This is a genomic window from Streptomyces otsuchiensis (genome assembly GCF_004305975.1).
GTDB lineage: Bacteria > Actinomycetota > Actinomycetes > Streptomycetales > Streptomycetaceae > Streptomyces > Streptomyces otsuchiensis.
In genome coordinates this window covers 1-22,790 of record NZ_BHZI01000065.1, presented here as the reverse complement: position 1 = coordinate 22,790, position 22,790 = coordinate 1, and the positions used below count along the sequence as shown (strand labels likewise).

Below are 22,790 nucleotides of genomic sequence, written 5' to 3'. Positions count from 1 at the left end.
CTCACCGCCCCACCGCCCCACCGCCCCACCGATGTTCCGGAGAGCACTCATGACGACCGAGCCCGAGTCCCGTCCCGTCCCGGCCGACGGCGGTTCCGTAGCGGGGAGCGACGGCCAGGCCGACGCCTACGCCGACGCCTACGCCTACGCCGACGCCTTCGTCGGCCCGGTGGCCGTGGTGGACGGGGAGACCGGCGCGGCGCTCGGCTGCTCGGCGCCGCCCGGCGCCCTGGAGCCGCAGCCCGAGCCCGTCCGCCCGGGAGAGCCCGACTTCCGGGAGCCCACGGACGCGGAGCGGCAGGCCGCCGAACAGCTGCCGCCCGGCTCGCTGCTGTGGGCGATCGACCGTCACTTCGCGCCGGTCGAGGGCGAGCCGCCGCCCGTGTGGGCGCTGGCGGGCCACTGGTTCACCGGCGAGGACCAGGAGGTCGCGGGATGGGTCCCCAACGCCGACCACCGGCCGTCGCCGGACACCCTCGGCTGGCCCGCGCCCGCCGACGGCGTCGACGCGGCGGTGCGGACCATCGCCACCGGGTACGACGAGCCGGAGCTGCTGCCGTTCGCACTCGCGGACGCCGTCGTGGCGGTGTTCATCGACCCGGACGGCGAACCGGCGCCGACGGAAGCCCCCGACGGCACCCCGGCCGTGGCCGTCCTGCCCGTGCCCGACGCCGAACAGGCCCCGGAACTGCCCCCGTTCGCGGTGACCGGCGTACCGGCCCTGCTCGACCACATCCCCGACGGGCACGACGTGCTCTTCCTCAGCAGCACCGCCCCCGTGGCCCAGCGCGTCGCCACCGACTCTCTGCGCTCCGTCCTCGGCGTACTGGAGGAACGGCCCGAGCACCGCGCGCCCGGATGGGACACGCCCTACCCGGCCGGCCCGCGCGCCGTGGGCGGCACCGCCGATGAGGCGCTGCCCCCCGCGCCCCGCCCGGCGACCGCCACCGACGGCCCCTCGGCGCCACGCGTCACCGACACCGACACCGACACCCCGGAAGACGCGGAAGACGCGGAAGACCAGGACGGGGGCGCGGGCGAGAGCGGGGCCGAAGCCGACGGTGCCCAGGGGGACGGCGCCGCGACCGGCTCGGACGGCCGGGCGGGCTGATCACGGAGACCACCGCCGGTCCGGGCACAGCCGCCCGGCCCGGCCGTGCGGCACGATGACGGCATGGCTCATGTCGCGTTGTTCCACTCGGTTCTCGGCCTGCGCCGGGCCGAACTTCTCGCCGCTGAGCGGCTGCGCGGCGCCGGCCATGAGGTGGTCACGCCCGACCTGTTCGGCGGTGGGACCGCGACCACCGTGGAGGGAGGGCTCGATCTGCTTCAGCGGGTCGGCTGGGAGACGGCCGTCCAACGGGCACGGCTGGCCCTGGAGGCGGTACCGGACGAGGCAGTGCTGGCCGGTGTCTCCATGGGGACGGGGGTCGTCACCGAGCTGCTGCCCGAACGTCCCGCCGCCGCCGCGATACTCCTCCTGCACGCCGCGCCCGACCTTCCGGTCACCGTCCGTCCTGGGCTGAGGGTGCAGCTGCACGCCGCCGATCCGGACGACTTCGCGCCCGCCGAGAACGTCGCGGCGCTCCAGCGGGCGGCCCGGGAGCGAGGTGTCCGGCTGGAGGTCTTCCGCTATCCGGGCGCCGGCCACTTCTACACCGACCCGGAGCTTGACGAATTCGACGGCTCCGCGGCTGAGTTGACCTGGCGGCGCGTGCTGGAGTTCCTCGGCTGAGGCCGACGGAGGCGGCGGTGCCCGGGTCCACCCGACCAGGGCACCGCCGCCGTTCAGCTCGCGTGACTTACGGCCTACCGCTCACGGCTCACGGCTCGTTGACGAACCGCCAGGCGTGCTGTGGGTCGCACGGCCAGATCCGCAGCCGCTTGTCGGAATCGTCCGAGTCAAAAGCCAGCAGGCAGTAGTCGAAAGCGGCGAAGTTCCGGATGTAGTAGCTGCCGGGCTTCTGTTCGTCCAGCCACCACAGCTGGTTGTCGTCCATGTCGGGGAAACACCGCGCCTGGTAGGCGAGCGTGCCGCGCTCCGGGGAGCCCTTGCCGGGGAGGTCCAGGCAGTAACCGCCGCGGTCGTTGCGGATGGTGTAGAGCGGCGCGCCGGCGGGGCCGGCGTCCTCGAACCGCAGCTCCAGGTTCCAGCGGATGTCGTCGGTACCGTCCGAGCAGTCGACGTGCTGAAGACCCTGGTTGCGGTCGCCGGTGCCCGCACCGGGAGTGCCGACGCAGGTGCCGTTGCGGTCGTTCCTGATCAGCATCCGGTCCGTGGGTGGGCCGGTCTCCTGCTGGGTCCGGGTGTCCGCGACCGCCTCGGCCTTCTCCTCCTCGGGCTCGGGCTCCGGTTCCGGTTCCGGTTCGGGCTCAGGTTCCGGTTCGGGCTCGGGCTCGGGCTCCGGTTCGGGCTCAGGCTCGGGTTCTGGCTCGGGTGCGGGGGCCGGGGTCTCGACGACGAACTCGCCGGGCTGGTCGCTCTCGTCCTTCAGCAGCGCCTCGGCGGCGAGCGCGGTCACCGTCTCCTTGTCGTCCTCCGACCGGTCCAGCGCCAGGAACAGCAACGGCGTGGCGATCAGCAGCGCACCCGCCAGCGCCGCGCCCGCCAGGATCGGCTTGTTGGGACGGCCGTCACCGGCCCCCTCCGCGTCCGCCGGGCCGTCACCGCCGTCGGGCGGCACGGAACCGGCGGCAGCGGCCGCATGACCTGCGGCGCCACCACCCGCGCCACCCTCCGGGCCGGCGTCCGCGCGCGAACCGCGCAGCCAGCGGGACAGCCGCCCACCGGACGCGGCGGCAGCGGAACCGGTGGCGGAGTCCGCCCCGGTGTCGGCGTCGGGCGTCGTTGCCGGTGGCGCGGTCTCCGGTGCGGCGGCGGGCTCCGCCCGGGCGGCGGCCGGGCGGGACGGCTTGCCCAACGCGACCGCCGGACCGTCACCGCCGTCGTCTGCGGCCGGGTGCTCGGAGAAGTCGCTGTCTGCGGTGTTCCCGGCGGTGTTCCCGGCGGTGTTCTCTGCGGTGTTGGCGGCGGCGTTGTCGGCCGTGTTCCCGGCGGTGTTCGCCCCGTCCGTCCCGCCCGGCGCGCTCCGGGGCGGCTGCCCCTCTGCGTTCCCGGACACGGCACGGGACGTCTCCCCGCCGGCGGCGACAGCCCCCGGCGGTGTCGTCTCCGGTGAGCGCGACTCGGTGGGGGTGTCCGCCTCGGGTTCCGCGCCCGGCGCGCCCGGCGCGCCCGCCGGTCCCGTACCGGGGCTGGCCGCGCCCTCGGCGCGGTGCTGATCGGACATCGATCGTCTCCTTCCGGCCGCGGCCTTCGACAGCCGCGGGATGTGCGTCGCGAGGCCCGGGCGGGCCGGGACGTGGGGCCCCGGCCCGCCGTCGATCAGGGCTCGCGGACCAGCGTCCAGGCGTGGTTGTTCTTGTCGATCGGGTCGCAGGACCAGATCATCAGGACCTTGTTGGGGTCGTTGTTGTCGAAGGAGTCAAGGCAGAAGTCGCTGCTGGCGAAGTTCCGGATGAAGTACTTGCCCGGGGCCTTCTCGTCCAGCCACCACAGCTGGTTGTCCTCCATGTCCGGGAAGCAGCGGGCCTGGTGGACCTTGGTGCCCCGCTCCTTCGGGCCCTTGCCGGGGAGGTCCATGCAGTAGCCGGCGCGGTCGTTGCGGATCGTGTAGAGCGGGGAGCCGCCCGGCCCGGCGTTCTCGAACCGCAGCTCCAGGTTCCACCGCATGTTCTCGGTGCCCTGGCTGCAGTTCAGGTGCCGCAGCAGGTAGTTGCGGCCCCCGGTGCTCTCGTTGGAGTGGGCGACACAGGTGCCGTTGACGTCGTTCTTGATGAGCACCTGGTCCAGGGGCGGCCCGGTGTCCTGCTTGGTCCGCGCGGTGGCCGCTTCGGCGGCCTTCTCCTTCTCCGTCTCCGTCGGCTCGGGCTCCGGTTCCGGTTCGGGTTCGGGCTCGGGCTCCGGTTCGGGCTCCGGATCGGGGACGACGGCCGGTGCCGGTTCGGGATCGGGCTCCGGCTCCTCCTCTTCCTCCTCCTCGGGCTCCGGTTCGGGGACGGTGGGCGGCTCGGCGACGAACTCGGCCGGCTGGTCGCTCTCGTCCTTCAGCAGCGCCTCGGCGGCGAGCGCGGTCACCGTCTCCGTGTCGTCCTCCGACTGATCCAGCGCCAGGAAGAGCAGCGGTGTGGCGATCAGCAGCGCACCCGCCAGCGCGGCGCCCGCCAGGATCGGCTTGTTGGGACGACCGTCACCGGCCGCCTCGGCGTCCGCCGGGCCGCGCCCGCCGGGCGGCGGCGTCGCGCCCGCGGCGGCCATGGCGTGGCCCCCGGCGCCACCACCGGCGCCGCCCTCGGGACCGCCGTCCGCGCGCGAGCCACGCAGCCAGCGGGCCAGCCGCCCACCGGACGCGGCACCAGCACCGGCTCCAGCACCGGCTCCAGCACCGGCTCCCGCCGCAGCGGCACCTGCCCCGGCGGCCGCGGCACCGTTCTCGGCACCCGTGGCGTGGGACGACGACGCCTCCGCCTCCGGCTCGGGCACGGCGGCCGCGTCCGGTGTCACCTCCGAGGTCGCCGTGGCCTCCGGCCGGGCCGCGGACGGACGCGACGGCTTGCCCAGCGCCGTCGCCGGACCGTCACCCTCGCCCGCCGGCACGGACAGATCCTCGGAGAAGTCGCTCTCCACCGCGCCGGAGGGCGCGCCGTTACCTTCCTCACCGGCCGGTCGCGTCACCTCCGCCGCGCTCTCCGCGTCCGGGCCGCCGGACTCGGTCCGCGACCTCGCCTCCGAGGCACCGGACGCGGGGCGGGACGCGTCCCCAGCGGCCGTCCCCGGCGATGTCGACAGCGACTCCGACTCCGACGGACCGGACCCGGCAGCGGGACCCGCCTCCGAGGACGGTCGCGCACCGGGGCTGGGCGCGCCCTCGGCGCGGTGCTGATCGGACATGGATCGTCTCCTTCCGGCCGCCACGTTCGGCGGCCGCGGTGTGTGCGTCACGCGCTATGCGCGATGGGGGGGGTGAGGCGTGGGAGTGAGTCGTGTGGCGGGTGCGTCGACAGCCCGCCGGGTGGGGTGGTCGGTCAGCCGCTCACCGGCCCGGGCGGTCCGGCCCCGGCGCCCAGCGGGCCCGCGGCCCGCAGGTGGCGGTCCAGGCGGTCACGGTCCAGGCCGTCACGGTCCGGCCCGTCGCGCTCGCCCGCGTCCCGTCGGGACAGCTCACGGGCGAGCGCGGCGTGCAGCCGCTGCCGGGCGGGGGGCGTCAACGCGACCCGCACCACCTCGCGGGACAGCTCGGGGAAGAGGTAGCGGCCGGTGAGCCCGTCCGGTTCGGGCTCCCAGACCAGCACCCCCTCACGCAGCGCCGCCTCGACCCGGGCCAGCAGCTCGTCGGGGGTCGTGGCGCACACCCGGGCGAGCAGGTCGATGTCGACGGCGGGGCCGTCGAGCGCAGCGCGGTCGAGCATGGCCCGGGTGTCCTGGTCCAGCCGCGCCAGCCGCGCCTCGACGACGCCGCGCACGGCGGCGGGCACCCGGGCCCTCGGCCCGATCCGTCGCTCGGGCGGCAGGGCGAGGAACTGCGCCAGGACGAACGGGTTGCCGCCGGTGCGCTCGTGCAGGGCCCCCGCCTGGTCGGGCGGCCCGGCGCCGTCGCGGGCGGTGGTCAGCAGCGCGACCTGGTCCCGGGTCAGCGGCTCCGGCTCCAGCCACACCGCGCCCCGGCGCGCGAGGTCCGCCAGCAGGCCGCCGGTGACGCCCGGTGCGACGTCACGAACCGCCACGACGACGGCGACCGGCAGCTCCGGCAGCAACCCCGCGACCTGGCGCAGCAGACCGGCGAAGGCCGCGGGCGCCTCGTCGAGGTCGTCGACGAGGCAGAGCACCGGTGCCGTGGCGGCGGCGCCGCGCAGCGCGGCGAGCAGCGCCGTCACCGCGTCCGGTGCGCCTGACGGCCCCGGCCCGGCCGGTCCGGCGTCGGCCCCCGTACCGGCCTGCGGCCTCTCGCCGCGCGTGCCCGGCAGCTGGTCCAGCAGCCGGGCGGCGGGGTCGGCGCTGTCGCCGTAGGCGCCCGGCCCGCCGGACCGGACGACGGTGAACCCGGCGGCGGTGGCGCGGGCGGCGGCCTCCGCGAGCAGCCGTGACCGTCCGGAGCCGGGCGCGCCGGAGACGATCGTCCAGCGGCTCCGCCCGGAGGCCGCCGCCGTCAGCGTCTCGTCCAGCGCGGCGATCTCGTGCTCGCGGCCGACCAGCGGCAGCTCGTGCAGCGGCACCGGGGCGAGGCGGGCGGCACTGCCGGGAGCGGGCAGCGAACGGGCATCGGGCCGAGCCGAACGGTCGGGTGCGAAGGGTCCGGCGCCGGTGGCGTCCGCGCGCGGGGCCGCCGGGCCCGGCGCCGCCGATCCGAGTTCGACGGGCCCGCCGGCGGGCCCGTCGAGCAGGTCGGCGCTGTGCCGCAGGACGGCGGTGTGCAGCTCCCGCATCGCGGGGCTGGGGTCCAGGCCCAGCTCCTCCTTGAGCGTCCGCTGGAACCGCTCGAAGCAGCGCAGCGCCTCCACCGAGCGGCCGGAGCGGTACAGCGCACGCACCGTCAGCGCCCACGACGCCTCCCGCAACGGCGCCTCGGCGATGAGCCGTTCGGCGGCGGTCAGCGCCTCGTCCAGGTCGCCCTGGCGGAGCAGCACCATGGCGCGCAGTTCGGCGGCGTCCTGGCGCAGCGAGACCAGCCGCTCGGTCTCCACCTGCGCGAAGAGGTAGTCGTCGAGTTCGGCGAGTGGCCGGCCACGGCACAGGCGCAGCGCGCCTTCGGCGCCACCGCGCGCGCCGTCGAGGTCGCCGCGCGCCAGCGCCGCACGGGCGAAGGCGACGCTCTCCTCGAAGCACTTCACGTCGAGGTCGCGGGTGGCGAACGCCAGCCGGTAGCCGGTCGGTTCGCTGGTGAGGACGGTGGTCTCCCGGCCCGGGCGGCCCGGGTCGAGCGTGGCGCGCAACCGGCTGACATGGGCGCGGACCGAGGAGGCCGCGCCGGTGGGCGGCCGGCCGGGCCACAGGTCGGCGCACAGGTCGCGCACCGGCACCGGTCGGCTGTCGGCCAGCAGTAACCGGGCCAGCAGTGCCCGTCGTTGCCGGGGGCCGAGATCGAGCACCGCGCCGTCGCGTGTCGCCTGGACCGGGCCCAGCAGCCCGTACCGCACGTGGTCGCTTCGCACCCGCTCCCCTTCGTTCCCGTGTCCGGAACCCGTGAGCCTGCCGCGGTCGGTGGTCGCCGTGGGCGCCGCCGCACCGTCGCACCGCCGTGCCGGGAGTTCGTCGAGCCGGCAGGCGGCGGGCACCGTCCGGCTCCGTGGGTCGGCCTGGCGCCGTCGGCGGCCGCTCACGTCGGGGCGTGGCCTCGGCGCCGCGCCCGTCCCCCACCCGGCCCCCAGGGGCCGGAAATCAACTACCAGGACCTCGGGTTCGTCCTCTCCGACGTGCCGCTGCCTCTCCTGCCCCGTGCGTCGGAACCGATCACCGGCACAGGGTTCGCACCCACACCGTACGGGGTGAAGATGTACGGCACTTGACCGGGATTGCTCGCTATACGGCCGAAGTTGCCGATGAACCGGCCGGATGGTTTCACGCCGCAACCGGCCCGTCACTGCCCGCCCATCGCTCCGTCAGCCCGGTTCGGGCCCGGATCGGACGGTCCGCCCGCCCGACCGGGCACGTGGCCGCGCCGGATGGCTGCCTACCATGGCAAGCGCACACATACCCCCCGCTTTCCCGCTGATCGGCAACCGTCCGGTCCGAGTTCCGTGGGTGAGGGCCCCGGCGCGACAGCGCGCCGCGCCGGCCCTCCGTCGGTGCACCGCCGCCACGGTCACGGCCGACCACTGCCCGGAGGTGTCCCGTCCCGTGAGCGAGGTCGACACCGACCGCCGCAGGCCACGCCACACCCCCGCGCCGCCACCGGACGCCCCCGGCGCGGCACCGGACGACTGGCGCTGGCTGAGAGTGCGCACCCTGCCCCTGCCCGACGACCGCCGGCCGCTGGTGTACCGGGTGCCGCCACAGTGGCTCTGCCTGGTCACGCCGCTGCGCGGCCACTGCCAGGTCCAGGGAAGCGGCCCCGTCACCCAGCGGTCGACCCTGGTGCCCGGCGAGATCTGCCGGGGCGTGCCGGGCCAGCTCCTCCGGTTCAGCCGCGGCGCGGAGCAGCACCCGGCGACCGAACTGGCAGCGGTCGAGCTGTCCACGCAGACGCTGGCGCACGTCGCGGGGTCCCGGGGCGAGGCCGCGGGAGCGCTGCCCGTCCTCCCCACCCTCCGTTCCTTCGACCCGCATCTGTCGTCCATGGTGGCGTCGTTGCTCGACGCGCGCGACGCGGGCGCCGACGACCGGTACGCGACGACCGCGGCGCACTACCTGGCCGCGCACCTGCTGCGGCCGTCGCGCTCGCATTCACCCGCGCCGCGCGGCGGGCTCGACCCGTCGCAACTGGACGCCGTCACCGGGTACATGAGGGACAATCTGGCGTCCGCGGTCACTCTCGACGAACTGGCGGCCGAGGCGGCACTGAGCCGCTATCACTTCGTGCGGCGCTTCGCCGCCTCCACCGGCCTGACGCCGTTGCAGTACGTGGCGAGGCTGCGCGTCGACACCGCGCGGCGGCTCCTCGCGGCCGACGACCGGCCGGTCTCCCAGGTCGGGCGGCTCTGCGGGTTCCCCAGCGCCGAGAACTTCGCGCGGGCCTTCCGCCGCCATGTCGGCTGCTCTCCCAGCGAGTTCCGGCGGCGCGCCCGCGACGGCGACTGACCGCCTCAGCCGTTCCCCGATCCCGCGGCCGGTTCCCCGATCCCGCACACCACGGCGTCAGCCCGGGATCGGGACCCGCTCGTGGAGTTCGAACCAGGTGGACTTGCCCTCGCCCCGGGGGTCGACGCCCCAGGCGTCGGCGATGTTCTCCATCAGCAGCAGGCCGCGCCCGGAGGAGGCCATCTCGCCGGGCTCACGGCGGTGCGGCAGGTCGTCGCTGGCGTCCGCGACCTCCACCCGCAGCAGCCGCCCGGCCGGCTCCTGCCGGACCTCGGCCGTCAGCAGGGCGTCGCTGTCGGTGTGCACCAGGACGTTGGTCAGCACCTCGGAGAGCATCAGCACGGCGCCGTCGACCTGGTCCGGGTCGGCCCAGTCGTGGAGCAGCTCCTCCAGCTGGTGGCGGGCGTCCGCGATGTGGCCGGGTTCGGCCTGGCGGACGGTGATGCCCAGGCGCCGCTGGGGTGTGGCGGGGTGGTGGAGGCTGAAGAGCAGCAGCGCGATGTCGTCCTCACGACGGTCGGTGAGGGGTCCGGTGGTGTTGTGGGAGGGCGGCCCGTGGACGGCCTCGATCAGGCTGTCGGCGAGCTTGTCGAGATCCTCGCCGGCCTCAGCGGTCAGCGCGTCGCGCAGCCGTTCCCAGCCGGTGTCGAGGTTGTGGCCGCCGGTCTCCAGCAGGCCGTCGGTGAACATCACCAGCGTCTCGTCGTGCTGGAGGGTGAGCCGGGTCGTCGGGTACACCCAGTCGGGGACGATGCCCAGCGGCGGGCCGCCGACGGTCGCGCGCTGGACGGGCGTGCCGTCGGCGGGCAGGACCACCGGCTCGGGGTGACCGGCACGGGCGATGTCGAGGGTGCCGGTGCGGGGGTCGGCCTCCAGGTACAGACAGGTGGCGAACCGCTCGTCGCTGCTGACCGGCACCCCCGCCAGGAAGCGGGACGCCCGCGCGAGGACGGTTTCGGGCCGGTGCCCCTCCGCGGCGTAGGCACGCAGCGCGATCCGAAGCTGCGCCATGATCGCGGCGGCCCGCACGTCGTGGCCCTGGACGTCGCCGATGACCAGGCCGACGCGTCCGGAGGGCAGCGGGATCACGTCGTACCAGTCGCCGCCGATCTGGAGGCCGCCACCGGTCGGGACGTAGCGGGCGACGAGCTGGGCGCCGGGGATGCGCGGGTTGGCGGCGGGCGCCATGGTGTGCTGGAGGTCGGCGGACAGTTCGCGTTCGGTCTCGAAGACATGGGTGCGGGCCAGCGCCTGGGCGAGCATCCGGGCGACGGTGGTGAGGACGGAGCGTTCGTCCGGGCTGAAGCTGACGGGCTCCGGGAAGGCCGCCATCCAGGCGCCGATGGTGCGTCCGCCGACGACGAGCGGCAGATAGGCCCACGCCTGCCGGCCGAACTCCTCGACGTAGGTCCACGCCTCCGGGAAGCGCCGCGCGTACTCCTCCCGGCTGGGCAGGTAGACGGCGCGGCCGTTGCGGATGGCCTCCGCGGCCGGGTAGGGGCTGTCGATGGACTGCCCGAAGGCACGGCCCGCGCGGCGGCGCTCGACCGTGGTGGAGACGGCGTAGCCGTGGTGGCCGACGACGGTCAGGTCTTTGCCGTCGACCCCGAAGACGACGAGGCCGTCCGGGGAGAACCCGGGGAGGGCGAGCCCGGCGGCGACCCGCAGCACCTCTCCGGTGGTGCGGGCCTCGGCCAGAGCACGGCCGGCGTCGAGCAGGAACGCCTCGCGGGAGAGCCGCCAGTCCCGGCCGAGCGGCGCGCTGACATGGGTCTGGGGCGGCACCTCCATCAGGGTGCCGGCGACCACGAAGTCGTCGCCGTCACCGTAGGCCCGCATCCGTGCGCGCAGCGTCCGCAGCGCGGCGCCGCCGGAGTCCATGACCCGCAGGCGGCTCTCCCCGATGCGCTCCTCGACGGCGATGAGGGTCGCCACCCGGTACAGCTCGATGTAGTCCTCGACGTGGACGCGGGCCCGCAGCATGGACTCGCCGATGGTGGTCTGGCGCGACGGCAGCCCGAAGAGTCCGGCGGCGGTGGCGTCGAGCGTGACCAGACCAGTCGCGTGGTCCCAGCGCCAGAGTCCGGTCCCTGCCGCGGCCAGCACATCCTCAGTGCGCATTTGTCCCACATTATGCTGAAGTCTTGGGGGACAGCGAGAGGGACTAGGCCGGGGCGGTAGTCTGAGGGGCCCCCGGCTGTCGCTGCTGTGGCCGCTGTCGCCTTGGTGCCCGTGGTCCCGGCGCCCGTCGCGGGTCCTGTGACCTGGCTCCTCGGACGACTTGGATTGAGCGATGCATCCGTACCGTTCCCACACCTGCGGCGAACTGCGCTCCGCGGACATCGGCAGCGATGTCCGGCTGTCGGGCTGGCTGCACAATCGCCGGAACCTGGGCGGCATCCTCTTCATCGACGTCCGCGACCACTACGGCATCACCCAGCTGGTGGTCCGGCCCGGTACCGAGGCGAACGACCAGCTCTCCTCGCTGTCGAAGGAGTCGGTGATCCGCGTGGACGGCGGCGTCGTCGCGCGCGGCGCCGACAACGTCAACCCGGAGCTGCCGACCGGCGAGATCGAGGTCGAGGTCTCCGCGGTGGAGGTCCTCGGCGGTGCCGAGCAGATCCCGTTCACCATCAACGCCGAGGACGGCGTCAACGAGGAGCGGCGCCTGGAGTACCGCTTCCTGGACCTGCGCCGCGAGCGGATGCACCGCAACATCCTGCTGCGCTCGGCCGTCATCGCGGCGATCCGCGAGAAGATGGTCGCGCAGGGCTTCAACGAGATGGCGACTCCCATCCTGTCGGCCACCTCCCCCGAGGGCGCCCGCGACTTCCTGGTCCCCTCCCGGCTGCACGCCGGGCGGTTCTACGCGCTGCCGCAGGCGCCGCAGCAGTTCAAGCAGCTGCTGATGATCGCGGGCTTCGACCGCTACTTCCAGATCGCACCGTGCTTCCGCGACGAGGACGCCCGCGCCGACCGCTCGCCGGGCGAGTTCTACCAGCTCGACGTCGAGATGAGCTTCGTCGAGCAGGAGGACGTCTTCGTCGTCATCGAGAAGGTGATGACGGAGCTGTTCGAGCAGTTCGGCCAGGGCCGGCACGTCACCTCCCCGTTCCCGCGCATCCCCTTCCGCGAGGCGATGGAGAAGTACGGCTCGGACAAGCCCGATCTGCGGGCCCAGCTCGAACTGGTCGACGTCACCGACGTGTTCGACGGTTCGGAGTTCAAGGCGTTCGCGGGCAAGCACGTCCGCGCACTCGCCGTGCCGGACACCGCCGGCCAGCCGCGCAAGTTCTTCGACCAGATGGGCGAGTTCGCCGTCGAGCAGGGCGCGAAGGGCCTGGCGTGGGTGCGGGTCGGTGACGACAACGCGCTGACCGGCCCGATCGCGAAGTTCCTCACCGCGGAGAACGTCACCGCGCTGACCGAGCGCCTCGGCGCCGAGCCCGGCACCGCGATCTTCTTCGGCGCCGGCGCCTACGACGAGGTCTCCAAGATCATGGGCGCGGTCCGGGTCGAGGCCGCGCGCCGCACCGGGAACTTCGAGGAGAACGTCTTCCGGTTCTGCTGGATCGTGGACTTCCCGATGTTCGAGAAGGACGAGGACACCGGGAAGATCGAGTTCTCGCACAACCCGTTCTCCATGCCGCAGGGCGGCCTGGAGGCACTGAACTCCAAGGACCCGCTGGACATCCTCGCCTGGCAGTACGACATCGTCTGCAACGGTGTCGAGCTGTCCTCCGGCGCGATCCGGAACCACGAGCCGGAGATCATGTACCGCGCCTTCGAGATCGCGGGCTACTCCAAGGACGACGTGGAGCGCGAGTTCGGCGGCATGCTGCGCGCCTTCAAGTTCGGCGCCCCGCCCCACGGCGGCATCGCCCCGGGCGTGGACCGCATCGTGATGCTGCTGGCCGACGAGCCGAACATCCGCGAGACCATCGCCTTCCCGCTCAACGGCAACGCGCAGGACCTGCTGATGGGCGCGCCCTCGACCGTCGAGGAGGCCCGGCTCAAGGAACTGCACCTCGCGCTGCGCCCCTCGGCGAAGCCGGAGCAGGCGGGCTAGGCCGCCCCTTCCTCCCCTGTCACGGCCCCGCCTGCTTGGGTTCAAGGGGGCGGGGGGACCGAGGTGTCGCCGGGGCTGACGACCACGATGTGGTCGATCGAGCGCCTCCGCCCGTACTGCGACCGGCCCCGCCCGCCCCCATGATCCGGGGCTGGCGGGGCCGGTTTCGTTGCGTCCGGGCTCAACCGGGCAATGAGCGGGGAGCGCACAACTGTGGGGCGAACTCCGAGCGGTCCGCCCCACATTGGCCCCGCCCCAGAACGGGTACGGTGCGACTGATGGAGCCCGCACCGAGTCAGGGAGTCTGCCCGTGCACGCTGACACTCTCGGAGACCGCATCCGCCACGCCCGTCAACTTGCTGGGCTGACACAGTCCGAGCTCGCCCGCGCCTCCGGGGTGTCCCTGAGCCTTGTACGCAAGCTCGAACAGGGCGCGGTCGTGGACACTCGCGCTGCCACCGCCCGCAAGCTCGCCTCAGCCCTCGGCATCCCTACCACCGCGTTGCTGGAAACGGAGCGGGAGTGGGTCCCTGCCGTCGACACCGCCGAGATGTGGGCGCCGGTCGTGCGCGCCATCTCCGCACCCCTGCCCGCGCTGGACGACGCCCCGGACGCCGACGGCACCGCACGCGCGGTACGCGCCGCGATCGACCTCCAGCGAGCCCGCCGGTACACCGAGTTCGCGGCGGTGGTGCCGACCGTGCTCCGCGACGCCCGGCACGTCGCCGCCGACGACCCGCACGACGGCCGCCCACTCATCGCCGAGATCATGCAGGCAGTCGGCTCCGCGCTGGTGCAGCACCGCCAGTTCGACGGTGCGGACCGTGCGCTCGGTATCGCGATCGACCACGCTGCGGACGGTCCGCAGGCGGCGGCCGCCGTGAACACGCGGTGTTGGCTGCTGCTGCGCCGCGGGCGCCTGGCCGACGCCGAGGCCGAGGCGCTGCGGTGGGCCGACGATACCGAGCCTCGACGGCTCAGCCGAGCGACCCCGGGGCAGGTCTCGGCGTGGGGGTGGCTGCTGCTGCGCGCGGCGGCCGCGGCTGGCCGCAACGCACGGCCGGGAGAGGCCAGCACCGCACTGCGACTGGCGGCTGCTGCGGCGGCGGTGACCGGCCGTGAGGCACCAATGGACCGCGACCCGCTGCGCCGCGCGTACGGCCCGGTGACCGTGGCACGGAAGCGTGCGGAAGACGCCGCTATCAGTGGGCGACCGGACCGGGTGCTGGCTCTGACTGCCGGCATCCCGTACGCGGACACGACCGACCACCGGCGTCACATGCTCGACGTGGCGCATGCTCACGCCGAGCTGCGGCAACCCAACGACGCCATGGCCACCCTGACGCACCTGCACAGCACGTCGCCCGAATGGCTCGCTCAGCAGCGGTACGCCGGCGATGTGCTCACGGCCGTGATCTCCCGCCGCCGGACCCTCACCGACGAAATGCGCCAGCTCGCCGCCGCACTGAGCCTCACCGTCTGAAGCGCGCTCGTGAGCTGAGGCTTTGTCACTTAGCCGACCAACAAGGCGAAACTGCCAATGACACCTGGCGTGACACACTCCACGATGGTCACTGAAAGCGACCCAATGAACTCGGGGTGTGATCATGATGGATGTGCGGACGCCCGCGCAGATCGACCGCCGGCAGGGGATCGTCGACGCCAGTAGCGGCGTCTATCGGTCCCCGGCCTGCCACATCGGCGAGCACGCGAAGTGCCCCGACGCCACCAGCCCCGACGTCGAGCGCGACACTTCGCCCGGCGTGACGTACGAGCCGTGCGCGTGCCCGTGCTCGCACGGCTGAGGGCCCGGCGCCGGCGCCCGGCGTGCCGGCACCTGCCCCCTGTCGTCAGCCCTCTGATCGTGCAGGCAGACGCGGTGCACGTCGGAGACGTCGTCATCGTCGATGGCCGGCCGCAACGCGTTCTTCACGCGCAACGCACGCACACCTGTGTGCAGCTAGGCGGCCGCGCCTGGCGCGTCGGTCTTCTCCACGCCGCGCCGGTGGTGGGGGTGCGCGCCATCGTGGTCCCTCCGGTGCTCGCGGACGCGCCGCGCCGGTGGGCAACGTGGTCGCGGCGGTCGCCATGCTGATCCCGTACCGGTGCGCCGAGGACGGCGCCGACTGCCCCGCCGACGACTTGTGCGCCGTGACCGCGCACGAGGGCGGGTACGTCCCCGGCTGGGTCACCTACGCCTGCTTGCCGCACATGCGGCAGCACGGCCTCACCCCGCTGTCCCAGTAGACAGCACCCGATCCCCCGTCCCGGCCGAGGTGACCGTCACACGGCTCCCCCGCCGTACCCCCTCGTCCCGGGCGGGTACCCGCCCCGCCACGGCCGGAGTCCCAGCGGACGGTCCACCGGCTGTGGCGGTCCCCACCCACCTACCGAGAGGACCCCGTCATGCCCCTTGCCCTCGATCACCTCCCCGTCTCCGCGTCGCTCGACGCCGACCACACCCCCGCCGGCCCGCTGTCTTCGCGGCCGTACGGCCTGGATGCCGTCACCGGAGCGAAGCCGTACGACCCGGCGCGCCTGGCTGTCGCCACGCTCTGCCCGGACACGCAGCTGTCCATGGTCGACGGCCGGCTCATCGTGGATTGCCCGGAGCTCGGAGTCACCAGCAGCAACACCGAGAGCGACGGCAACTCGGCCATTGCTGTGGACCACGACGAGTCCGACGACGTCAAGTGACATCGATGATGAACGCGGGCACGCGCGGCGCGGCAGCACCGCGCGTGCTCGTCCTCACGACCGCAATGGACCCCACCGCTGATCAAGTGTTGCGCGAGCTCAACACGCGTGGCGTCCCGTTCTGGCGCACCGACCTGGCTGCGTTCCCAGCCCTCGGCGGCATCACGGCTGAGCTCCGATCCGGCGGCTACTGGGACGGCAGGTTGGAGCACGACGGACGGGGCGCGGACCTCGGAGAAGTGCGCGCCGTGTGGTGGCGCAAGCCCCGGGATTTCAGCTACGCCGAGGGGATGACCGCCCCCGAGCGGGAGTTCGCCACGTCGCAGACCCGGCGCGGCCTCGGCGGAGTACTCGGCAGCATTCCGGCCATATGGGTCAACCACCCATCGGCGATAGCGGACTGCACGAAGCCGCGGGAGCTCGCCGCTGCGCGCGCGGCCGGCCTGGACGTGCCCGAGACCCTGATCACCACGGACCCCGCCGCCGTCGCCGAGTTCGGCGAGCGGGTCGGCGGCCGCATCATCACGAAGGTGATGGGGAGCATCGTCCACAAGGAGGCGGGTACCCGGGGGCAGATGTTCGCCCGGCGCGTCCCCCGCGCCCAGTGGTCGGATCCACGTATCAGCCTGGCGCCGCACCTGTTCCAGCGCGAGGTCACGGACAAGCGCGTCGAGCTACGGGTAACCGTCGTCGGCGAACAGTTGTTCACCGCCGCGATCCACGCGCCACCCGGCGCCGGCCTGCTCGACTGGCGGGCCGACTCCCGCCACCTGGCGTACAGCCGCACCGAGCTCCCGCCCCACATCGCCGAGCGGACGCTCGACATGCTGCACGACCTCGGGCTGATCTTCGCGACGCTCGACTTCATCGTGGACGCCGACGGCACGCACTACCTGATCGACGTCAACTCGTGCGGTCAGTGGGCCTGGATACCGCAGACCCGCGAACCGATCACCCAAGCACTCGCCGACCTTCTACAGACAGGCACGCCATCGTGACCGACGAAGACGACCTGGAGCAGCGCGCCGCGCTGCTCCGCACCAAGCTGGCCGCTGAACTGTCCGCCGAGCTCGCACATGACTCGGCGTGGCTGGCCGCGTTCGAGCGGGTGCCTCGGCACACCCTCGTGCCGGTCCACTACGGGACGGGCCGGAGTCGGGTCTCGGTCGACGACCCCGGCACCCGCGAGGAATGGCTGACCTCCGTCTACACGGACACCTCCCTGGTCACGCACCTGACCGACGGTGGCGCCACCTCCAGCAGCACACAGCCGAGCCTCATGGCCCGGATGCTGCGCGCCCTCCTGGTGGCCGATGACTCCCGCGTGCTGGAGATCGGCACCGGCACTGGGTACAACGCGGCTCTCCTGGCGCACCGCCTCGGCGACGAACGCGTGACCAGCATCGACGTCTCGGAAGAGATCACCGGCCCCGCCCGGGAGCGCCTGGCGGCCGCCGGTTACCACCCTCGCGTCATCACAGGTGACGGCGCCGTCGGCACCCCCGGCGCACGCTACGACCGCATCATCGCGACGTGCCGCGCCGATCGCGTGCCCACCGCGTGGCTCGACCAGCTCGCCCCCGGCGGCATGATCGTGGCCCCGATCGCCGGCGGTCTCGCACGCGTGCACCCCTCGGAGCGCGGCGCGACGGGCGAGTTCCTCGGCCCGGCGTCCTTCATGGCCATGCGATCCGGCCCGGGGTCAGGCGTCCCGGTGGGCGACCTGTCACTGCTCGGCGGCGTGGCGCCCCGCCGGTCGGTCCTCCCCGCCGCCGCGCTGGCCGACACCCGGTATCGGTTCCTCGCGGGGGTCGCGGTCCCGGGGCTGATGTGGTCGTACGACGAGCTCACCGGCGGAGTACCCGCCGGCGCCCGGTGCTGGGACGGAGCGGAGTCGGTCGCCGAGCTCGACGCTGACGGCATGGCACGACAGGCCGGCCCTCGCGCGCTCTGGTCGGAGCTGGAGCGGGCCTACATCGCATACCAGGGCGGGGGCCGGCCGACGCACGACCGGTACGGCCTCACGGTGTCTCCCGACGGCGCACAGCGCGTGTGGCTGGACACCCCGGCCGGCCCGGCGTGGCCGCTGTGAGCGGCCGGAGCGACAGCCCGTGCGCCGACGCGCGGGGGCCGCGTCGCGCTCAGGAAAGACCGCGCGTCCGCCGGAGGAGCGCGGTACAGTCGAGAGGTCCTTGTCGTCTCCGATAGAGGTGGACGTTGCGCATCTGAGGTTCGCGATCATCGCGCGGTACGGCTGTCGGCCGTACGCCCGCGTCACGCCGGAGCAGGCCGTCCTCGGCCGCCCGCCCGTGACCGCCGCGTCGATGCGACCTCGGTGCCCGTGCCGTCCCGGCCCCGCCTCCCGGCAGCCGTCCGGACCTCTCCCGCACCCCTCGCCGCATGCCGGCCGGTCGCCGCGTGGTGCTCGCACACGAAGCCCCCCGACCACCGCTTCCGTGACTGCGAGATCCCATGGCACACACCACTCCCCCCTCCGGCACCGCCGTGACCTGCTCCGCGCTGACCTACCGCTGGCCGGACGGCACCACCGTCCTCGACGGCCTCTCCCTGACCGTCGGCCGAGGCCGCAACGGCCTGGTGGGCGCCAACGGCACCGGGAAGTCGACCCTGCTCAGGCTGCTGGCGGGCGAGCTGACCCCGGCCGGCGGCTCCGTCACCGTCACCGGCTCCCTGGCCTACCTGCCGCAGAACGTCACCCTCGACACCGCCCTGTGCGTCGACGAGGCGCTGGGCATCGCCCAGCGGCGGGCGGCGCTGCGCGCCATCGAGAGCGGCGACGTCGACGTGCGGCACTTCGAGACCGTCGGCGACGACTGGGACGTCGAGGAACGCGCCCGGGCGACGCTCGGTTCGCTCGGGCTCGGTCACATCGGGCTGGACCGGTCCGTCGGCGAGATGTCCGGCGGTGAGACGGTCCTGCTGCGCCTGGCCGCGCTGCTGCTGGCCAGGCCCGACGTGCTGCTGCTGGACGAACCGACCAACAACCTCGACCTCTTCGCCCGGCGGCGCCTCTACGAGGCGGTGGACTCCTGGCGCTCGGGCGTCCTGATCGTGGTCAGCCACGACCGTGAGCTGCTGGAACGCGTCGACCGCATCGCGGAGCTGCGCTCCGGCTCGGTGACCTGGTACGGCGGCGGCTGGTCCGCCTACGAGGAGGCCGTCGCCGCCCAGCAGGAGACGGCCGAGCGGCTGCTGCGCGCCGCCGACGCCGATGTGAAGCGGCAGAAGCGGGAGTTGGAGGAGTCCCGGATCAAGATCGCGCGGCGCGAGCGCAACAGCAGGAAGATGGACGTGGAGCGCCGGGCGCCCCGCATCGTCGCCGGGGCCCGCAAGCGGGCCGCCCAGGAGTCCGCGGGCAAGCTGCGCGGCCTGCACGAGGACCGGCTCGACGAGGCGCGCGAGCGCCGCGAGGACGCGGCCGACGCCGTGCGCAACGACGCCGAGATCAAGGTCAGCCTGCCGCACACCGCCGTGCCGGCGGGCCGCACCGTGCTGACGGCGGAGGGCCTGAGGCTGGCCCACGGACGGCTGCGGGAGGGCACCTTCCAGATGCACGGGCCGGAGCGGATCGCCCTGGTCGGCCGGAACGGCGCGGGCAAGACCACGCTGCTGCGGACGCTGACCGGGGAGCTCGAGCCGGCCGGAGGACAGGCGCGGGTGCGGGTCCCCTGGCGGTTCCTGCCGCAGCGACTGGACGTGCTCGACGAAGAGTTGAGCATCGCGGAGAACGTCGCCCGGATGGCGCCGGGCATCAGCGAGAACGAGATCCGCTCCCAGCTCGCCCGGTTCCTCTTCCGGGGCGCGCGGGCGGCCCAGCCGGCCGGCACCCTCTCCGGCGGGGAACGGTTCCGCGCGGCGCTGGCGGCCACGATGCTGGCGGCACCCGCCCCGCAACTGCTGCTGCTGGACGAGCCGACCAACAACCTGGACGTGGCGAGCGTGCGGCAACTGGCGAGCGCGCTGGAGTCCTACGAGGGCGCGCTGCTGATCGCCGGCCACGACCTCGCCTTCCTGGAGTCGGTGGGCGTCACCCGCTGGCTGCTGGTCGGTGAGGAGCTGGTGGAGACCAGCGCGGAGGAGGTGCGGGAGCTGCTGGCCGCCTCCGGGGGTGCGCGAGCCGCCGCGGACGGCAGACACGACGCCCCGGAGGCCGGGGGCGGAGTCCAGGCGGGCGGGGAGCCGGACGCGGGTGAACGCGCCGCGAACTGACGCTCCCGGGCGTGGTGCGCCGCGCGTCGGGGCACCACTCCGGCGCGCGGCCGCGTCGGTCGCGCTGGGACAGCCGTCCACCGTGGCCGGGCGATCCTGCTGAAGTGCGTCATCCGACGTGGTACGGGGCGATTCGCTCCGGTATTCCTCATCCCAAGGTTCCGGTCGGTATCGGGCGCGACAGACGCCAGGGCCTTCAGAAGAGGGGAAACCTCGTGGAAGCCGCACCCACGCACTGTCTGATCGTGGTGCTCGACCTCGTCCGTTCCGGACAGCGCGCCAACCCGCTCCCGCCCGGCCTGCGCCGCCACATGTACCGGGTCACCGAACGCGCCCTGGAGGCTTCGGTGATGGAGCCCCTGACAATGGAGGACCGGGGCGACGGCATCCTGCTGGTACTGCCCGGCGACATCCCCGAGCCACGGCTGGTGGGTCTGTTCGTCAGCGCACTCGACTCCGACCTGCGGACGTACGCGCGCGAACACCGTGGCACGGTATCGGAGTTGAGGATGCGGGTGGCCCTGCACGCCGGGGAGGCCCGCCGGGACGCGCGGGGCTGGTCCGGCCCTGACCTCGACGCCGCGTTCCGGATGACCGAATTGCCCTACCTGCGGCGGATGCTGACCTCGGCGCCCCGCGCGGTGCTGGCGCTGGCCGTCTCCGACGTGCTGCACCAGGCCGTGGTCCGCCACGACTGCCCGGGCATCGAGGCCGCCGAGTACCGGCCGGTGCGGTTCTCCGCCAGGGACGTCCGGGACGAGCGGGTCTGGCTGCGGGTGCCCGGCTACTTCGAGCCCCCGGGGATCGGCACCCCCGCCCCGGTGCTGGCCGCGCCGATCTCGCCCCGGACCTCGCCCCGGACGCCGCCCTGGACCTCGCCCCGGACGCCGCTGTGGACGTCAGCCCCGGTCCGCGGCGCGGAAGGCGCGCAGCCTGAGGCTGTTGAGCACGACCGAGACGGAGGAGAAGGCCATCGCCGCGCCGGCGATCATCGGATTGAGGAGCCCGGCGGCGGCCAGCGGGATCGCGGCGGTGTTGTAGCCGAACGCCCAGACCAGGTTGGTCTTGATGGTGAACAGCGTCTTCCGTGACAGCCGGATCGCGTCGGCGGCGGCACGCAGATCGCCACGGACCAGGGTGAGGTCCCCGGCCTCGATGGCGGCGTCGGTGCCGGTGCCCATCGCCAGGCCCAGATCGGCGGTGGCCAGCGCGGCGGCGTCGTTGACGCCGTCACCGACCATGGCGACCGTGCGGCCCTCGTCCTGGAGCCGCCGCACCACGGCGACCTTGTCCTCCGGCATGACCTCGGCGAAGACCTGGTCGATGCCCACCTCGGCGGCGACCGTCTCGGCCACGGCCCGGTTGTCCCCGGTCAGCAGGACCGGGGTGAGCCCCAGCTCCCGCAGCCGGCGGACCGCCTCGGCGCTGGACTCCTTGACGGCGTCGGCGACTTCGAGGACGGCGCGGGCAGTGCCGTCCCAGCCGACGAGGACGGCGGTCGAACCGCGGCGCTGGGCCGCGTCCACCGCGTCCGTCAGCTGCTGGGGGGTGTCGACTGCCTGCTCGGCGAACAGCCGTGCGCGGCCGACCAGTACGGCCCGGCCGTCGACGACGCCGCGCACCCCGAGCCCGGCGAGGTTGGCGAACTCCTCCGCCTCCGGCAGCGGTTCACCGACCCGTTCGACCGCACCGGCGGCGATGGCGCGGGCGATCGGGTGCTCGGAGGCGTGCTCCAGCGCTCCCGCCAGCCGCAGCGCCTCCGCCTCGGCCGCGGCCCGCCCGTCACCAGGAGTGCTCCCGCTACCGGTGCCCTCCAGCGTGGTGACGCCGACCAGGGTCATCCGGCCGGTGGTGACGGTGCCGGTCTTGTCGAGGACGACGGTGTCGACCCGGCGGGTGTCCTCCAGGACCTCCGGGCCCTTGATCAGGATGCCCAGCTGCGCCCCGCGGCCGGTCCCGACCATCAGGGCGGTCGGGGTGGCCAGGCCGAGTGCGCACGGGCAGGCGATGATCAGCACGGCGACGGCGGCGGTGAAGGCGGCGTCCAGGGAGGCCCCGTTGCCGAGCCAGAAACCGAAGGCGCCGACGGCGACCGCGATGACGGCCGGGACGAAGACGGCGGAGACCCGGTCGGCGAGCCGCTGCACGGCGGCCTTCCCGGACTGCGCGTCCTCCACCAGCTTGGCCATCCGCGCCAGTTGGGTGTCGGAGCCGACCCGGGTCGCCTCGACCAGCAGCCGGCCGGAGGTATTGACGGTGGCGCCGGTGACGGCGTCCCCCGTCCCCACCTCGACCGGGACGGCCTCACCGGTCAGCATCGAGGCGTCGACGGCGGACGTCCCGCTGACGACCCGGCCGTCGGTGGCGACGGTCTCGCCGGGACGCACCACGAACCGGTCACCGACCGCCAACTCCCCGACCGGAACGCGGATCTCACGTCCGTCGCGGATCACGGCGACGTCCCGGGCCCCGAGTTCGAGCAGGGCGCGGAGCGCGGCCCCGGCCTTCCGCTTGGAACGGGCCTCCACATAGCGGCCGGTGAGGATGAAGGCGATGACGCCGGCGGCGACCTCCAGGTAGATGTTGGCGGTGCCGTCGGTCCGGGCGACGGTCAGCTCGAACCCGTGGGTCATGCCCGGCTCACCCGCGGTCCCGAAGAAGAGCGCCCACAGCGACCAGAGCGTGGCGGCGGTGGTGCCCACCGAGATCAGGGTGTCCATGGTGGCGGCGCCGTGCCGGGCGTTGGTCCACGCGGCGCGGTGGAACTGCCAGCCGCCCCAGACGACGGCCGGCGCGGCGAGGGTCAGCGACAGCCACTGCCAGTAGGTGAACTGCCAGGCCGGGACCATCGCCAGAACGATCACCGGCAGGGCCAGCGCCCAGGTGACCAGGGTGCGGTGGCGCAGCCCGGCCAGGGAGTCCGGGCCGGAGCCGTCCGCCGCGCCGTGGTCGTGGGCGCCGCCCGTCGCGCCGTCGGTCCGGTCGCGGGCGGGTGGGGCC

The 22,790-nt window shown here is 74.0% G+C and carries 16 protein-coding genes; 11 read left to right on the top strand and 5 right to left on the bottom strand.

The window, feature by feature from the left end; translation table 11 throughout:
• The first annotated feature begins 49 nt into the window (after window positions 1–49).
• Complete coding sequence (locus tag E0D90_RS08710; RefSeq protein WP_130797248.1) at window positions 50–1,111, top strand: type VII secretion system-associated protein; 1,062 nt, start codon at window positions 50–52, stop codon at window positions 1,109–1,111.
• 63 nt (window positions 1,112–1,174) lie between these two features.
• Window positions 1,175–1,735, top strand: a complete 561-nt coding sequence (locus E0D90_RS08705) for a dienelactone hydrolase family protein (protein ID WP_130797247.1) — start codon at window positions 1,175–1,177, stop codon at window positions 1,733–1,735.
• An 88-nt stretch (window positions 1,736–1,823) separates the two neighbouring features.
• Here E0D90_RS08705 and E0D90_RS27345 read toward each other — a convergent pair whose 3' ends face one another.
• From E0D90_RS27345 to E0D90_RS08680, 3 genes are all read right to left on the bottom strand, one after another.
• Complete coding sequence (locus tag E0D90_RS27345) at window positions 1,824–3,290, bottom strand: RICIN domain-containing protein (RefSeq protein ID WP_174856168.1); 1,467 nt, start codon at window positions 3,288–3,290, stop codon at window positions 1,824–1,826.
• A 95-nt stretch (window positions 3,291–3,385) separates the two neighbouring features.
• Complete coding sequence (locus tag E0D90_RS27130; protein ID WP_170214944.1) at window positions 3,386–4,951, bottom strand: RICIN domain-containing protein; 1,566 nt, start codon at window positions 4,949–4,951, stop codon at window positions 3,386–3,388.
• Between the two features lie 134 nt (window positions 4,952–5,085).
• Complete coding sequence (locus tag E0D90_RS08680; RefSeq protein ID WP_174856167.1) at window positions 5,086–7,209, bottom strand: ATP-binding protein; 2,124 nt, start codon at window positions 7,207–7,209, stop codon at window positions 5,086–5,088.
• Between the two features lie 685 nt (window positions 7,210–7,894).
• On the opposite strand from E0D90_RS08680, the gene E0D90_RS08675 reads away from it, so the two are divergent.
• The gene (locus tag E0D90_RS08675) at window positions 7,895–8,794 is read left to right on the top strand and encodes a helix-turn-helix domain-containing protein (protein ID WP_157996840.1); all 900 of its coding nucleotides are present in this window, start codon (window positions 7,895–7,897) and stop codon (window positions 8,792–8,794) included.
• Between the two features lie 57 nt (window positions 8,795–8,851).
• On the opposite strand, the gene E0D90_RS08670 is transcribed toward E0D90_RS08675, so the two are convergent.
• A complete protein-coding gene (locus E0D90_RS08670; protein WP_130797244.1) occupies window positions 8,852–10,915 on the bottom strand; it encodes an ATP-binding SpoIIE family protein phosphatase in 2,064 nt (687 codons plus the stop codon).
• 172 nt (window positions 10,916–11,087) lie between these two features.
• Here E0D90_RS08670 and aspS point away from each other — a divergent pair, with 172 nt between their 5' ends.
• The 8 genes from aspS to E0D90_RS08635 all read left to right on the top strand — a co-directional run bounded on the left by aspS (window position 11,088) and on the right by E0D90_RS08635 (window position 19,790).
• Complete coding sequence (gene aspS, locus E0D90_RS08665; RefSeq protein ID WP_130797243.1) at window positions 11,088–12,863, top strand: aspartate--tRNA ligase; 1,776 nt, start codon at window positions 11,088–11,090, stop codon at window positions 12,861–12,863.
• 310 nt (window positions 12,864–13,173) lie between these two features.
• Window positions 13,174–14,346 carry a helix-turn-helix domain-containing protein gene (locus tag E0D90_RS08660; protein ID WP_130797242.1) on the top strand — a complete coding sequence of 391 codons (1,173 nt, stop codon included), beginning with the start codon at window positions 13,174–13,176 and terminating at the stop codon, window positions 14,344–14,346.
• Window positions 14,347–14,464: 118 nt separating this feature from the next.
• The gene (locus E0D90_RS08655; RefSeq protein ID WP_130797241.1) at window positions 14,465–14,668 is read left to right on the top strand and encodes a hypothetical protein; all 204 of its coding nucleotides are present in this window, start codon (window positions 14,465–14,467) and stop codon (window positions 14,666–14,668) included.
• 256 nt (window positions 14,669–14,924) lie between these two features.
• Window positions 14,925–15,110 carry a hypothetical protein gene (locus E0D90_RS08650; RefSeq protein ID WP_130797240.1) on the top strand — a complete coding sequence of 62 codons (186 nt, stop codon included), beginning with the start codon at window positions 14,925–14,927 and terminating at the stop codon, window positions 15,108–15,110.
• Between the two features lie 159 nt (window positions 15,111–15,269).
• Window positions 15,270–15,560 (top strand): hypothetical protein, encoded by a 291-nt coding sequence (locus E0D90_RS08645; RefSeq protein WP_130797239.1) that lies wholly within the window; start codon window positions 15,270–15,272, stop codon window positions 15,558–15,560.
• A 5-nt stretch (window positions 15,561–15,565) separates the two neighbouring features.
• Entirely contained in the window at window positions 15,566–16,558 is a 993-nt protein-coding gene (locus tag E0D90_RS27720) for an MvdC/MvdD family ATP grasp protein (protein WP_227870085.1), read from the top strand.
• The gene (locus E0D90_RS27715; protein ID WP_227870084.1) at window positions 16,555–17,652 is read left to right on the top strand and encodes a methyltransferase domain-containing protein; all 1,098 of its coding nucleotides are present in this window, start codon (window positions 16,555–16,557) and stop codon (window positions 17,650–17,652) included. Before E0D90_RS27720 ends, E0D90_RS27715 begins: the two co-directional genes overlap by 4 nt.
• A gap of 380 nt (window positions 17,653–18,032) precedes the next feature.
• Window positions 18,033–19,790 (top strand): ABC-F family ATP-binding cassette domain-containing protein, encoded by a 1,758-nt coding sequence (locus tag E0D90_RS08635; protein WP_130797238.1) that lies wholly within the window; start codon window positions 18,033–18,035, stop codon window positions 19,788–19,790.
• Between the two features lie 899 nt (window positions 19,791–20,689).
• Here the strand turns inward: E0D90_RS08635 and E0D90_RS08630 are convergent.
• A partial coding sequence (locus E0D90_RS08630) for a copper-translocating P-type ATPase (RefSeq protein ID WP_130797237.1) occupies window positions 20,690–22,790 on the bottom strand: 2,101 nt, incomplete at its 5' end.

Excerpts from the sequence above, each read along its gene's own strand:
- E0D90_RS27345 (WP_174856168.1), bottom strand. The coding sequence starts at position 3,290 with ATGTCCGATCAGCACCGCGCCGAGGGCGCGGCCAGCCCCGGTACGGGA.
- aspS (WP_130797243.1), top strand. The coding sequence starts at position 11,088 with ATGCATCCGTACCGTTCCCACACCTGCGGCGAACTGCGCTCCGCGGAC.
- E0D90_RS08710 (WP_130797248.1), top strand. The coding sequence starts at position 50 with ATGACGACCGAGCCCGAGTCCCGTCCCGTCCCGGCCGACGGCGGTTCC.
- E0D90_RS27130 (WP_170214944.1), bottom strand. The coding sequence starts at position 4,951 with ATGTCCGATCAGCACCGCGCCGAGGGCGCGCCCAGCCCCGGTGCGCGA.
- E0D90_RS08705 (WP_130797247.1), top strand. The coding sequence starts at position 1,175 with ATGGCTCATGTCGCGTTGTTCCACTCGGTTCTCGGCCTGCGCCGGGCC.
- E0D90_RS08635 (WP_130797238.1), top strand. The coding sequence starts at position 18,033 with ATGGCACACACCACTCCCCCCTCCGGCACCGCCGTGACCTGCTCCGCG.
- E0D90_RS08645 (WP_130797239.1), top strand. The coding sequence starts at position 15,270 with ATGCCCCTTGCCCTCGATCACCTCCCCGTCTCCGCGTCGCTCGACGCC.
- E0D90_RS08670 (WP_130797244.1), bottom strand. The coding sequence starts at position 10,915 with ATGCGCACTGAGGATGTGCTGGCCGCGGCAGGGACCGGACTCTGGCGC.
- E0D90_RS27720 (WP_227870085.1), top strand. The coding sequence starts at position 15,566 with ATGATGAACGCGGGCACGCGCGGCGCGGCAGCACCGCGCGTGCTCGTC.